This window comes from Pseudomonas sp. 22072, from assembly GCF_052046095.1.
GTDB classification, from domain to species: Bacteria; Pseudomonadota; Gammaproteobacteria; order Pseudomonadales; family Pseudomonadaceae; genus Aquipseudomonas; species Aquipseudomonas paracarnis.
The window spans coordinates 256,995-270,771 of sequence record NZ_JBQEQE010000004.1; the positions used below are offsets into that span (position 1 = coordinate 256,995).

General features: G+C 62.1%; 9 protein-coding genes. 5 read left to right on the forward strand and 4 right to left on the reverse strand.

The features are described 5' to 3' along the window. The first annotated feature begins 139 nt into the window (after positions 1–139). The gene (locus ACTJLA_RS06365; RefSeq protein ID WP_314550102.1) at positions 140–4,387 is read left to right on the forward strand and encodes a DEAD/DEAH box helicase; all 4,248 of its coding nucleotides are present in this window, start codon (positions 140–142) and stop codon (positions 4,385–4,387) included. A 107-nt stretch (positions 4,388–4,494) separates the two neighbouring features. Here the strand turns inward: ACTJLA_RS06365 and ACTJLA_RS06370 are convergent, their stop codons facing one another. Further along, positions 4,495–6,585, reverse strand: a complete 2,091-nt coding sequence (locus ACTJLA_RS06370; RefSeq protein WP_314550099.1) for a mechanosensitive ion channel family protein — start codon at positions 6,583–6,585, stop codon at positions 4,495–4,497. 188 nt (positions 6,586–6,773) lie between these two features. Between ACTJLA_RS06370 and ACTJLA_RS06375 the strand changes: the two genes are divergently transcribed. From ACTJLA_RS06375 to ACTJLA_RS06390, 4 genes are read left to right on the forward strand one after another with little or no spacing between them, the layout of a single operon-like run. After that, a complete protein-coding gene (locus ACTJLA_RS06375; RefSeq protein WP_314550097.1) occupies positions 6,774–7,700 on the forward strand; it encodes a DUF72 domain-containing protein in 927 nt (308 codons plus the stop codon). Further along, a complete protein-coding gene (locus ACTJLA_RS06380) occupies positions 7,697–8,473 on the forward strand; it encodes an endonuclease/exonuclease/phosphatase family protein (RefSeq protein WP_314550094.1) in 777 nt (258 codons plus the stop codon). Before ACTJLA_RS06375 ends, ACTJLA_RS06380 begins: the two co-directional genes overlap by 4 nt. After that, on the forward strand, positions 8,470–9,732 hold the full coding sequence (clsB, locus tag ACTJLA_RS06385; RefSeq protein WP_314550091.1) for a cardiolipin synthase ClsB: 1,263 nt from the start codon (positions 8,470–8,472) through the stop codon (positions 9,730–9,732). Before ACTJLA_RS06380 ends, clsB begins: the two co-directional genes overlap by 4 nt. Further along, positions 9,722–10,687 carry a lysylphosphatidylglycerol synthase domain-containing protein gene (locus ACTJLA_RS06390; protein WP_089042534.1) on the forward strand — a complete coding sequence of 322 codons (966 nt, stop codon included), beginning with the start codon at positions 9,722–9,724 and terminating at the stop codon, positions 10,685–10,687. The genes clsB and ACTJLA_RS06390 overlap by 11 nt, the downstream gene beginning before the upstream one ends. Positions 10,688–10,775: 88 nt before the next feature. Here ACTJLA_RS06390 and ACTJLA_RS06395 read toward each other — a convergent pair whose 3' ends face one another. The 3 genes from ACTJLA_RS06395 to ACTJLA_RS06405 form a co-directional block, all read right to left on the reverse strand. Continuing rightward, the gene (locus tag ACTJLA_RS06395) at positions 10,776–11,531 is read right to left on the reverse strand and encodes an alpha/beta hydrolase family protein (RefSeq protein WP_019818878.1); all 756 of its coding nucleotides are present in this window, start codon (positions 11,529–11,531) and stop codon (positions 10,776–10,778) included. Next, the gene (locus ACTJLA_RS06400; protein WP_054918189.1) at positions 11,521–12,630 is read right to left on the reverse strand and encodes a DUF3182 family protein; all 1,110 of its coding nucleotides are present in this window, start codon (positions 12,628–12,630) and stop codon (positions 11,521–11,523) included. Before ACTJLA_RS06400 ends, ACTJLA_RS06395 begins: the two co-directional genes overlap by 11 nt. A gap of 169 nt (positions 12,631–12,799) precedes the next feature. Continuing rightward, complete coding sequence (locus ACTJLA_RS06405; protein WP_054918190.1) at positions 12,800–13,771, reverse strand: GlxA family transcriptional regulator; 972 nt, start codon at positions 13,769–13,771, stop codon at positions 12,800–12,802. Between the last annotated feature and the right edge of the window lie 6 nt (positions 13,772–13,777).

Below are 13,777 nucleotides of genomic sequence, written 5' to 3' on the forward strand. Positions count from 1 at the left end.
ACGATGGTTATTATCGACAGGCATGTGCGCCTTGCCGTAGGTAGTTGCCAGAATCGTTGCATTTTGCGGGTTTGTAGCGCAACCGTCACGGATAAAGTGCGGGGTTGCAACTTGGCCCCGCCGGTTGCATATAGGGTGAATGAACCTTCCCGAATCAACGGACAAGGGTTTGCACGGCTTTCACCCCGCCGTCAGCACTTGGTTCCGTAGTACCTTTCCTTCGGTGACCAACGCCCAGGCCCAGGCGTGGCCGTTGATCCGCCAGCGCCGCTCGACGCTGATCGCCGCGCCCACCGGCTCCGGCAAGACGCTGACGGCCTTCCTGGCGGTGCTGGACGACCTGGTGCACCAAGGCCTGGCCAACGGCGGCGAACTGCCGGACCAAACCCTGGTGGTGTATGTGTCGCCGCTCAAGGCGCTATCCAACGATATCCAGATCAACCTGCAAAACCCGCTGGCCGGCATTACCGAACATCTAGAGAAGCGGGGGCTGCCGCCGCTGGTAATCCGCACCGCTGTGCGCACCGGCGACACCCCGCAAAAAGACCGCGCCCAGATGCGCAAACGCGCACCGCATATCCTGGTAACCACTCCTGAATCGCTCTACGTGCTGCTCGGCTCGGATTCCGGCCGGCACATGCTCGCCAGCACACGTACGGTGATCGTCGATGAGATCCACGCCATCGCCGCTGGCAAGCGCGGCAGCCACTTGGCCTTGAGCCTGGAGCGCCTGCAAGGGCTGTGTGCCGAGCCATTGACCCGTATCGGCTTGTCGGCCACGCAAAAACCCATCGAAGCCGTCGCACGCTTTTTAGTTGGCACCGAACGTGATTGCGCCATTGTGGATATCGGCCACGCCCGCCCCCGTGACCTGGCGATCGAAGTGCCGCTGGTGCCGCTCTCGGCGGTGATGGCCAACGACGTGTGGGAGTTGGTCTACGATCGCCTCGCGCAATTGGCCCGTGAACACCGCACCACCCTGGTATTCGTCAACACCCGACGCCTGGCCGAACGCCTGGCCCGGCACTTGAGCGAGCGCCTGGGCAAGACCGCCGTGGCCGCTCACCACGGCAGTCTGGCCAAGGAGATGCGCCTGGATGCCGAACAGCGCCTCAAGGCCGGCGAACTGCAAGTGTTGATCGCCACGGCGTCCCTGGAGCTGGGGATTGATATCGGCGAAGTGGACCTGGTGTGCCAGATCGGCTCACCCGGTTCCATCAACGGCTTCCTGCAACGGGTCGGCCGTTCCGGGCACCAGGTCGGTGGCACGCCCAAGGGGCGCCTGTTTGCCACCACCCGCGACGACCTGATCGAGTGCGCCGCGCTGCTCGACTGCGTGCGCCGTGGCGAGCTGGATACCTTGCATATTCCGGTGGCACCGCTCGATGTACTGGCCCAGCAGATCATCGCCGAGGTCAGCGCCCAGGAATGGCCGGAACAGGCGCTGCTGGCGCTTATCCACCGCGCCGCGCCTTACGCCGAACTGGATGAACGCCACTACCAGGCCCTTTTGCAGATGCTCAGCGAGGGCTACAACGGCCGCCAGGGCATGCGCAGCGCCTACCTGCACCGCGACGCTGTGGCCCACACCCTGCGTGGCCGCCGTGGCGCCAGGCTCACGGCGGTAACCAGCGGCGGCACGATCCCCGACAACGCCGACTACAGCGTGTTGCTGGAGCCGCAAAGCCTGAATATCGGCAGCGTCAACGAAGACTTTGCGGTGGAAAGCATCGCCGGGGATATCTTCCAGCTCGGCAATACCTCCTATCGCATCCTGCGTGTCGAAGCCGGCAAGGTGCGGGTCGAAGACGCCCAGGGCCAACCCCCGACCATTCCGTTCTGGTTGGGTGAAGCGCCCGGGCGCAGCAACGAGTTATCGGTGGCCGTGGCCCGCTTGCAAGGGCAATTGGACAGCTTGCTCGGCGCCACGCCCGGCGACCTGCAACCGGCCCTCGACTGGCTTACCGGCACCCTGGGTCTCAATGTCGCCAGCGCCGACCAACTGTTGGATTACCTCGCCCGGTCGCGCCAGGCCCTGAGCGCCTTGCCGTCCCAGGACACATTGATCATGGAACGGTTTTTCGATGCGTCCGGCGGCACCCAACTGATCATCCACACGCCGTTTGGCAGCCGCATCAACCGCGCCTGGGGCCTGGCCTTGCGCAAGCGCTTTTGCCGTACCTTCAATTTCGAGTTGCAAGCGGCGGCCAGTGAAAATGCCATCGTGCTGTCGTTGTCCACCAGTCACAGCTTCGCGCTGGATGAGGTGTGGCGTTACCTCAACAGCAACAGTGCCGAGCACATCCTGATCCAGGCCGTGCTGGATGCGCCACTGTTCGGTGTGCGCTGGCGCTGGAATGCCGGCGTGGCCCTGGCGCTGCCGCGTTATACCGGCGGGCGCAAGGTGGCGCCGCAGATCCAGCGCATGAAGAGCGAAGACCTGATCGCCAGCGTATTTCCCGACCAGATCGCCTGCCTGGAAAACCTCTCCGGCGAACGCGAAATCCCCAACCACCCGCTGGTGGAGCAAACCCTCGACGACTGCCTGCACGAGGCCATGGACAGCGACGCCTGGCTGGCGCTGCTGCGGCGCATGGAACGCGGCGACGTGCGGTTGATCAGCCGCGACCTGCCCGCGCCCTCGCCCATGGCCGCAGAAATCCTCAGCGCTAAACCCTATACCTTCCTCGACGACGCCCCCCTGGAAGAGCGCCGCACCCAGGCCGTGCTCAACCGACGCTGGAGCGACCCGCAGAGCACCGACGACTTGGGCGCCCTGGATGCCGACGCCATCGCCGGTGTACGCGAAGAAGCCTGGCCGGCGCCCAATGGCCTGGATGAAATGCATGAAGCGTTGATGAGCCTGGCGTGCATCGCAGCGGGCGAAGTTACGCCGCAATGGGCCCAATGGTTGCAGGCCTTGCGCAAGGCCGGGCGGGCCTATCAGTTGCCCAATGGAATGTGGGGCGCCGTAGAGCGCTTGAATTGTTTGCAGGCGCTGTATCCCAACGATCTGCCGTTGCTGCCGGGGTTCGATGAGCCCTGGTCCTTTGATGAAGCGCTGGTGGAAGTGCTGCGTGCGCGCCTGAGTGGTTTTGGCCCACTGACCCTGGTCGAGATCGCAGCGCCCCTGGCATTACCGGTGGTGGCGCTTACCCAGGCCCTGGCACGCCTGGAACAAGAAGGCTACGTGCTGCGCGGTCACTTCAGCCCCGGCGTGGGTGAAGAACAATGGTGCGAACGTCATTTGCTCGCGCGCATTCATCGCTACACGGTCAAGCGCCTGCGCCGGGAAATCGAGCCGGTGGCATTGCAGGATTTCATGCGCTTTCTGTTCGATTGGCAACACCTGTCCGACAGCACCCGCGGCCAGGGCAGCGCCGTGTTGCCGCAAATCGTCGGCCAGTTCGAAGGCTATGCCGCCGCCACGTCAGCCTGGGACACAGACCTGCTCAGCGCCCGCATCAAGGATTACTCATCGACCTGGCTCGATGACCTGTGCCGCAGCGGCAAGCTGGTCTGGACGCGCCTGAGCAACAAGGCCGGCGCCATGGCATTGCGCAGCACCCCGGTGGTTTTGCTCCCCCGTAGCCAGGTAGCGTTGTGGAGCGGGCTGACCGAGCCTACCGACAGCACCACGTTGTCGCCCAAGACGCAGAAGGTCCACCTGGCCCTGCGCGAGCATGGCGCGCTGTTTTTCGATGAACTGGTACACGAAGCCCATTTGCTGCCCAGCGAGTTGGAGACAGCCTTGCAGGAATTGGTAGGCGCAGGCTTGGTGAATGCTGACAGCTTTGCCGGCCTGCGCGCCTTGACCACCCCCGCGAGCAAACGCCAGGCGCGCAGCAGTCGACGTGGGCGCGGGGCGTTTGTCGGCGGTATGGACGAAGCCGGGCGTTGGGCCTTGGTTCGCCGCTCGGCGACCGCCGCCGGCGCGCATACGGCCGAGACCCTGGAGCATGTAGCGATGACCCTGCTGCGCCGCTATGGCGTGGTGTTCTGGCGGCTGCTGGAGCGCGAGGCGGATTGGTTACCGAGTTGGCGCGAGTTGCTGCGCACCTTCCATCGGTTGGAGGCGCGAGGCGAGATCCGTGGCGGGCGGTTTGTCAGTGGGTTGGCGGGAGAGCAGTTTGCATTGCCGGAGGCGATACCGTTGCTGCGCGAGGTGCGGCGGCGGCCCCATGATGGCAGTTTAATTGCGGTGTGTGGGGCGGATCCGTTGAATCTTGTCGGCACGCTGTTGCCGGGAGCCAAGGTGCCAGCGGTAAGCGGTAACCGGGTTGTGTACCGTGATGGGGTGCCGGCGGCGGTGATGGTAGGGGGCAAGCAGCAGGTTTTGTTGGAGGTGGATCAGCAGGCGGTGCAGGAGAAGTTGATCAGGCGCTGACCTTGAGGGCCTCATCGGAAGCAAGCCCCCTCCCACACTTGAAACGTGTTCACAAATCTCAATGTGGGAGGGGCTTGCTCCCGATGGGGCCAGAACAGCCACCCTCATCATTGAGACCTGGGCTGCTCCGTCAACACCACCGCATCCTGCTCATGCTCCTGCGCCACACGCTTAGGCAACAACACCTGCTGTGGATAAGTTTGCGCAAAATGCACCTCATCACAGTTATCCACAAGCTTTTTCAAGCGCTGATTAAACGCACGGCTGACTGCGTATTGGCCACCCGAAACCGTGCGGAACTGCGCGGTGAGCACCACGCCATTGAGGTCCATCTTGTCCACGCCAAATACTTCAAGCGGCCCTTGCAGGTTGTACTTGAGGAACACGTCGTCGCGGATCGACTGGCCGGCCTCGCGGATCAGCTCCACGGCCCTGTCCACGTCAGTGTCGTAGGTGAACTGCACCGAGAAGAAGGCATAGGCGAATTGACGGGACTGGTTGGTGACCGCCTTGATCTGCCCGAACGGCACCGAATGCACAAACCCCTTGCCATCACGCAGGCGCAGGGTGCGGATGGTCAGGCCCTCCACGGTGCCGGCGTGACCAGAGTCGAGCACCACCCAATCGCCGATGGACAGGGTGTCTTCGATAATGATGAACAGGCCAGTAATCACGTCCTGCACCAGTTGCTGGGAACCGAAACCGATCGCCAGTCCCACCACCCCGGCGCCCGCCAGCAACGGCGCGACATTGATGCCCAGGTTGGCCATGGTGGTGATCGCGCAGATCACCACCAGGATGATCTTCACTGCATTGCGCAGCAGCGGCAGGATGGTTTTGACCCGGGTACTGGGCTGGCGACTGGAGCGCTTATTCACGGGTGGTTTGAGGGCTTCCTGGATCGCGGTGTCGAGCACCACCCAGAACAGCCAGGTCACCAACAGGATCAGGCCGATACTGCTGAGGGAATCACTGATGGCCCGGCCCACCGAGTTGCGCTGGGCGAATTCGAACAGCGAAACGCCCCAGATACGCCCGAGTATCTCGATAAACGCGATGGCCATGACGATACGCAAAATTGCGTGCAGCAAACTCAGGAAGCGTTCCTTGTAGGCACTGCTGCGCTGGATCGATACCTGGCTGCGGGACTTGAACAGGTGTTGCAGCACGGTGCTGAGAAACACCGTGCCGATCAGTAACAAGGTGGTGAGCAACGCGCAGCGCAGGGCCTCTTGGTTGTCGTCACCGGCACCAATCAGGTTGACCGCCGACACCAGCACCATCAACAGAATCGGCCAGTACCAGAGCCCGGAAAACACCCGCAGCGACTGTTGCAATGCTGGATGTTTGAGACGCTGGGCCAACGGCCGATTGCGGATCAAATGGGCCACCGGCCGCCGCAGGCGTACCACCAGCACGCCAAAGATGACCGCGGCAAACAGGCCGGTAAACACGGCGATGCTGCTGGTGATATTGCCGCCCAACTGACGAGCGATTTGCGGGCTGGTCAGCGCATCGCTGAGGGCCGCGAGAAAGCCGATCAGGAACAGCGGCTTGGGGCAATAGTCACGAATGATCTGCACGGCAGGTCGCTTGTGGCCGACGTTGAACATGACAATGACGCACAGCAACAGCGAGGTGGAAAAGATGCCACTGCTGGTGGCGTAGGCGAAACACAGTGCCAGGGCTCGGCCGACAGACACAGGTAAAAAGTGACTGACATAAAGGGTCAGCGGCAGGCAGATCAGCGCTGGAATCGTGTAGGGCACCACATAGCTCAGCAAGCCTTGCAGCCGTTGACGCCGCGCAAGGAACGGGCGGCGGCTCGATCGTTGCACAACCAGGCGCCCAAGCATCGTCAACAGGGCAAAGGCACCGGCCCACACGCCGGACAACAGCAGGAAATCGCCGGCCACGCTCCAGGGCGAGCGTGCGGCTGTCTGGTCTACCAGGCGCCCTACTTCGTCTGCGGCGCGATCAGCACGCAGGCGCCAGGCGTCGATGAGGTTCTGGTCGAGGTCGAGCTTGTTCTGCACGTCGTCGATGCTGGAGCTGATGGCCCCGAGCAACCCGCCTTCTACCAGCAGTTCCGGCTTGGCCGGCGTTTCGGCAGCGGGCGCCGTTGCCGCGGCTTGCAGCGCGCCATTGCCGCAGAGCAGCAGCGCGCCGAGCAGTAATGCAGTCTTTAAATTCAGCAAAACAGCAAGCTCCTTCAGCAGGGTCTGTAAGGAACTGACGAGCTTGGGCCTTTATCGTTCCCTGCATTTGCGATGCCCCTCCCGCATTTCACCCCTATTACCGCCTGTAGGAATGTGGAAACTTTCAGCCAAATAGCGCAGTCATCCCATAACGGAGGTCACCTCACCCACCATCCACGGGAGTAAACATGGCGGCGATTCACATCGGCATTTCCGGCTGGCGCTACACGCCCTGGCGCGGGGACTTTTACCCCGAAGGGCTGACCCAGAAACGCGAGTTGCAGTTTGCGTCACGCGCCGTCAACAGCATCGAAATCAACGGCTCGTTCTACGCGCTGCAAACCCCCAAGCGCTACGCCGAGTGGTATGCCGATACGCCCGAAGGTTTCCTGTTCAGTGTCAAGGCGCCCCGTTTCATCACGCATATCCTGCGCCTGCGGGACGTGCACAAGCCGATGGCGAATTTCTTCGCTTCCGGCGTGCTGGAACTCAAAGAAAAACTCGGCCCCATCCTCTGGCAGTTTCCGCCCAGCTTCAAATTCGACGCCACGCTGTTCGAAACCTTTTTGGCCCAATTACCCACCGATACCCAACAGGCGGCCGCCCTCGCCCGCCAGCATGAGCCACGCCTGAACGGCAAGGCGAGCATGAAGGCCTATGCCAAGAAACCTTTGCGCCATGCCGTGGAGATTCGCAACAAGACTTTTGCCGTGCCGGAGTTCATCCAACTGCTGGATAAGCACGGTGTGGCGCTGGTGGTCGCGGACACCGCCGGCAAGTGGCCGTACGTGGAAGACGTGACCGCCAACTTCATGTACCTGCGCTTGCACGGCGACAAGCAGTTATACGCCAGCGGTTATAGCGCCGAAGCGCTCCAGCGCTGGGGTGACCGAATCGAACGCTGGGCCCAAGGCAAGCAGCCTGCCGATGCACACCTAATCGACCCTCACCACACACCCCGCAGGCGTAAACAGCGCGATGTGTTCTGCTTTTTCGACAACGACATCAAAGTTCGCGCCCCCTTCGATGCACGCCAATTGCTGCAACGTTTCGGGCTGGACCAACACCTGCTCACCGAACCTGGCCGGCTGCCGGAACCAGGAGTATTGCCATGACGCATCCAGAGCTAATCCCCACCCCGCCGACCACCGCCATCACCCGTTTCACGGTGCTGACGGTTAATATCCACAAGGGTTTCACCGCACTGAATCGCCGTTTCATCTTGCCCGAGCTGCGTGAAGCGGTGCGCAGCGTGGGCGCAGACATGGTGTTCTTGCAGGAGATCCATGGCACTCACGAACGCCATCCCCAGCGCTACAGCGACTGGCCAAAAATGCCGCAGTATGAATTCCTCGCCGACAGCATCTGGCCGCAGTTTGCCTATGGGCGCAATGCGGTGTACCCCCATGGCGATCATGGCAATGCACTGCTGTCGAAATTCCAGATCATCCGCTACGACAACCTCGATATTTCGCAAAGCGGCCATGAAAACCGCGGCCTGCTGCATTGCGTGTTGCGCCTGCCGGGCAGCGGCCAGCAGGTGCACGCGATCTGCATCCACCTGGGCTTGCGCGAGGTGCATCGCCAACAACAATTGCGCTTGCTGGAACAACGTATCAGCGAGATTCCCGCCGATGCGCCGTTGGTGGTCGCTGGCGATTTCAACGACTGGCGGCAAAAAGCCGACCTGAGCCAAAGCGGCCTGCAGGAAGTGTTCATGCACACCCTCGGCAAACCGGCGCGCACCTTCCCGGCACGCCTGCCGTTGCTGCCGCTGGACCGCATTTATGTGCGTAACTTGACGGTGCACAACCCGTGCGTACTCACCACTCGCCCTTGGTCCCATCTTTCAGACCATGTGCCGCTGTCGGTGGAGGTTGAGCTATGAACGTCGCGGTAGACCATATCGCCACAGACCAACCGCCAGATGACAGCAAAGCGCGGGATCTGGATTACGGCTGGCAGAGCGGCAACCGCGTGGAGTTGCTGGAGAATGGCGAGGCGTACTTTCCTGCCGTATTCGAAGCGTTGCGCAGCGCCGAGCGCGAGATCCTGCTGGAGACCTTCATCCTTTTTGAAGACAAGGTCGGCTTTGAGCTGCACAGCATCCTCATCGAGGCGGCCAAGCGTGGGGTAAAGGTGGTGGTCAGCCTCGACGGTTTTGGTTGCGGCGAGCTGAGCCCGGGCTTCCTGCGGGAGTTGGCCGAAGCCGGGGTGATGGTGCAGATGTTCGACCCGGCGCCCAAGACCCTGGGCATACGCACTAACTGGTTTCGCCGCCTGCACCGCAAGATTGTGGTGGTGGATGCCCGCGTGGCGTTTATCGGCGGGATCAATTTTTCTGCTGACCACTTGGCGGATTTCGGCCCCGAAGCCAAGCAGGATTACGCCGTGCAGGTGATCGGCCCGGCCGTGGCCGACCTGCACCATTTCGCCCTTGCCCAAAGTGGCCGCCAGGTGCGCAGCCGTCGCGGTTGGCGGCGGCGCCAGCAGCGGCCTTCACCCTGGACGAACGAGCCAGGCGACGGCCTGGTACGCCTGATCTATCGCGATAACATCCAGCATCGTGACGACATCGAAGACGCGTATATCCACGCCTTGAGCCAGGCCCGGCAGCGGGTGGTAATCGCCAACGCGTACTTCTTCCCCGGCTACCGCCTGCTTCGCGAGATCCGTAACGCGGCGCGCCGTGGCGTGCAGGTGCAGTTGATCATGCAGGGCCAGCCCGACGTGCTGTTGGCGAAACTGGCCGCGCGCATGCTCTATGACTACTTGCTCAAGGATGGCGTGGTGATTCACGAATACTGCCAACGCCCATTGCACGGCAAGGTGGCGCTGGTGGATGACGAATGGAGCACCGTCGGTTCGAGCAACCTGGACCCACTCAGCCTGGCATTGAACCTGGAGGCCAATGTGCTGATTCGCGACCGGGCTTTCAATCAGCATCTCTACGAACGCCTGGAAGCCCTCGCCCACAATCATTGCCAGACCATGCCGGAAAAGCGCAAGCCACGCCTGTGGCTCTGGCGCTTGACCGTGGGTTTCCTGGTGTTTCATGTGATGCGCCATTTCCCGGTACTGGCCAGTTGGTTACCGGCCCACAAACCGCGCTTGAAACCTTTTGAGGCCACGCCCCATGACGTCTGAAGCCCGCCCCCAAACGCAAGCCTCGGGGTTCAAGCGCTGGAAGAAACCGCTGACGATTGCGTTCTTCGTGCTGCTGATCGTGTTGTTTACCCTGCTCGCCCGGCGCATCGACTGGAGCGAAGTGTTCCAGACCCTGAGCGAGTTCAAGCTACGCACATTGTTCATCGCCGGCGCGCTGACGCTGTGCAGTTTTATCGTCTATGCCTGCTTCGATTTGATCGGCCGCACCTACATTCGCCAGCCGTTGCGTTGGAAGCAGATATTGCCGGTGGGCATCATCAGCTACGCGTTCAACCTCAACCTCAGCGCCTGGGTCGGCGGCATCGCCATGCGGTATCGGCTGTATTCACGCCTGGGCGTGAGCACCAGCAATATCGCCAAGATCCTCGGCCTGAGCCTGGCCACCAATTGGTTCGGCTATATGGTGTTGGCCGGGGTGGTGTTCAGCAGCGGGTTGGTGACCCTGCCGCCAGGCTGGAAGCTCAGCACCGGCGCCTTGCAAGGCGTCGGGGTGTTATTGGTGATCGCGAGCCTGGGCTACCTGGCGGCGTGCCGGTTTTCGAAAAAGCGTGCGTGGTCGATTCGCGGTATCGAGATCAACTTGCCGTCGTTGCGCATGGCCTGTTTGCAGTTGGCCCTGGGTGCGTTGAACTGGTCATTGATGGCCGCGGTGATCTTTACCTTGCTGCCGGCCAAACTGGATTACCCACTGGTGCTGGGCGTGCTGTTGATCAGTGCGATTGCCGGGGTGGTCACCCATATCCCCGCCGGGTTGGGGGTGTTGGAGGCGGTGTTCATTGCGCTGTTGCAGCATGAGGCGTCGCGGGGGAGTTTGCTGGCCGGGCTGATCGCGTACAGGGCGATTTATTTTATCTGCCCGTTGTTGATTGCACTGGTGATGTATTTGGGGGTGGAGGCCAAGGCCAAAGCGTTGCGGGTTAAGAAAACTGCCTGATGAGACGGTGGTGACGGTGGAATCGCTATCGCGGGCAAGCCCGGCTCCCACAGGGGAATNCCCGCGATAGCGATCACAAGGGCAACGACTATCGAGCCTGAATGATGCTCAACCGCTCCCCCACCACCATCTCGGTAATCCAGTCCACCAGGATCGAGGTGTAGGCCTGTTGCGACACCGGGTCGCTCAAGGAATGGTCGGCGCCGTCGATGATGCGGTGGGTCAGGGAGTGGGTTTGCTGGCACGCCGCGCGGTAACTCATGATGGTGGCGTGGGGTACATGGTCGTCGGTTTCCGATTCGACAATCAGCACATCGCCGGTAAATTGCGCGCAGGCATGCAGGGCACGGTTGGTTTCGGCGTGCACGAGGGTGCCGCGGTAATCCATCAGGTCGGCTTTATCCAAGTCGCGCTTGGGCTTGAGCCATTCCTGGTCGCGGTACAGCGCCGGCACTCGCAGCGCCAGCCAACGTACCGGGCGCAATGAGGTGAGGATCGCCGCGAGGTACCCGCCATAACTGGTGCCCACCACTGCCACAGCCGAGGTGTCGATAGCCGGGTGGGACAGCAGGCGATCGTAAGCGGCCAACAGGTCGCGCAGGTTGTCTTCGCGGGTGACGCGGGACAAGGGGATGCCGGTGCCAGCATGGCCACGCAGGTCGAAGGTCAGGCATACACATCCAAGGCCTGCGATGCCTTTGGCCCGCTCCAGGTCGCGCTCCTGGCTGCCGCCCCAGCCGTGCACGAACAATACGCCGGGCACTTTGGACTTGGGACTGAGGAACGTCCCGCTCATCTGTTCGTCGTCTATATCGATGGTGATGCTCTCGCTTCTAGCCGTCATAAGTCTTGACCGTCACATACTTGAGTAGAAAGTCGCTGTTTTCGGCCGGGCCTCGGTATACCTCGATGGCATCCGCCGGCAGCGCCTGGTCTACATAGGTTTCTACCGAGGACACACGGATGGCTTTAAGGCCCGGATGGTTGATAAAACTCTGCAACGCCGCGACTTCCGCGCTGCTGGCCCCGCCCATGCGCCAGGATTGTTCGAGCACACCACTGCGGCGCTGGCCTGTGCTGTCCAGGCCTTGGGCGATGTCGTAGTTGCGGCGCGAGGCGAAGAAGCCTGGGTAGGCCTCATTCGCAGCACGGTCGAAAACCAGCGCCTGTTCGATGGCCTCACGCACGTCTTCAGGCAGATCCAGTTTGAGCAGGGCAGCGTAATCACCGGGGACGACCAGCAGATCGGAACCGCCGTAGACCTCTTCCCCCTGCCCGTCTTGCGTCAGGTGCTGCTCGCCGCAGTAGCTGAAGAGGTGAGCGCCGATAAAGCTCTGGCCCACACTGTGGGTGACCACCGCGTGCAGGTCTTGTTCCAGCACCACACCTTCATTGAACATTCGGGCCGCTTCCGGGCGCGCCACTATCGCGTCGAACTCATCCAGGCTGTGGATAACTTCCTGCCCCCGCCCTGCACAGGCATTTACGGGTTTCAGACGAATCGGGCCGCTGTAGAGCAAGCGGGTCGCGGCAGGCCGTGCATCCTCAAGGGCGAACACACTCACACCGTCCAACACCACGTCACGCACACGCTCGCAGAATGACGGCGACCAGCCTTCGGGCGCCTTGGCCTCGGGACTCAGCAGCCCGTGACTGATGGCTTTGGTGCAGATGAACGCGTGATCGACATAGCCGCCCCACAGATCTTGTGGCCCCTTGATATTGAGCTGGTGCGCTTGGGCTGGCCCGACCAGGGTTTGCGTGGGCAGCAGATACAATTCCCGACCCGCATGCAGGGCCGGGTCGTAACTGCCACCGAACTTGAGCCCCAGGATCTGCGCGAGCCAGCGTGCGAGGGCGCGGTTGGTCTCAATTTCATGCAGGGGCGCACCCTCTCGCATGGAGTGGGCGACCACCAACTTCTTGCGACTTATGGGGGTCATGCGGTCCCCTTTTCTATCAACCTTTGTGTAGCAGTGAGGTTGCATGGATCAGGCCAACGCTGGGATTGAGGGAAGAGCTGTTAAATCAATCAGTTGCGCAAAAAGTGATGGCCGTTAGCCTGTTTTATTCTGCACGACCCGGGGAGAAGCCTGCGGCGTTCTGCACGATTCAAACCCCGAAGCGGTTGCGGTAATCGCTGGGGGACAGGCCGGTGATTTTCTTGAAGATGGCGCGAAAGGCGCTGGGGTCCTGATAGCCCACGGTCCAGGCAATGTGATCGATCGTGCCATTGGTGAACTCCAGCATCTGCCGCGCCTTGCCGACTCGCAGATGCTGACAGTACTCGGTGGGTTTCAGCCCGGTGGCGTTGCGAAAGCGGCGCAAGAACGTGCGCTCCTCCAGGTTCGCCTCCTGCGCCATCGCCGCCACGGACACATCCACCGCGCCACTGGCCTGCAGCCAATGCTGGACCTTGAGGACCGCACCATCACCATGCCTGAGAATCGGCGCAAAGTTGCTACCGCACTGGCTGGCACTGGCGCTGTGCTCGATCACCAGAAAGCGCGCAGTGTCAGCTGCAATGCTCGGCCCCATAAGCCGATCGACCAGGCGCAGGCCCAGCTCCGACCAGGCCATCAGCCCAGCGGAGGTGATCAGGTCGCCGTCATCGACAATAGGTTTATCCGCTTCCAGTCGCACCGCCGGGTAACAGGCCGCAAAAGACTTCGCGGAGGACCAGTGGGTGGTGGCACTGCGGCCATCCAACAGGCCGCTGCGCGCCAGCATGATCGAGCCGATGCACACGCCGCCCAGCACGGTGCCGCCCGCATGTTGCAGGCGCAGCCATTCCAGCAGCGCAGGCGGCGCCTGGTCTTCGGTGAACTCTGCAATCGAGGGCGGCACCAACACGGCCATCATCGGTTGCTCGGGGCCTGGGTGGCTGTCGAACGTGCGCGCGGGCGTGCCGTGGGCATCTACCTGCCAGTGGCTGACCCGCAGCAGCGGTAACTGCGCAGATTCATGCTCGGCGGCGATGCGGTTAGCGACCCCGAACAGGTCGGTCAGCCCGTGGACTGCGGCGAGTTGCGCGCCCTGGTAGATCAACACACCCAGCTCGACAGTGCTGCGTTGCGCGGCCATTGTCAG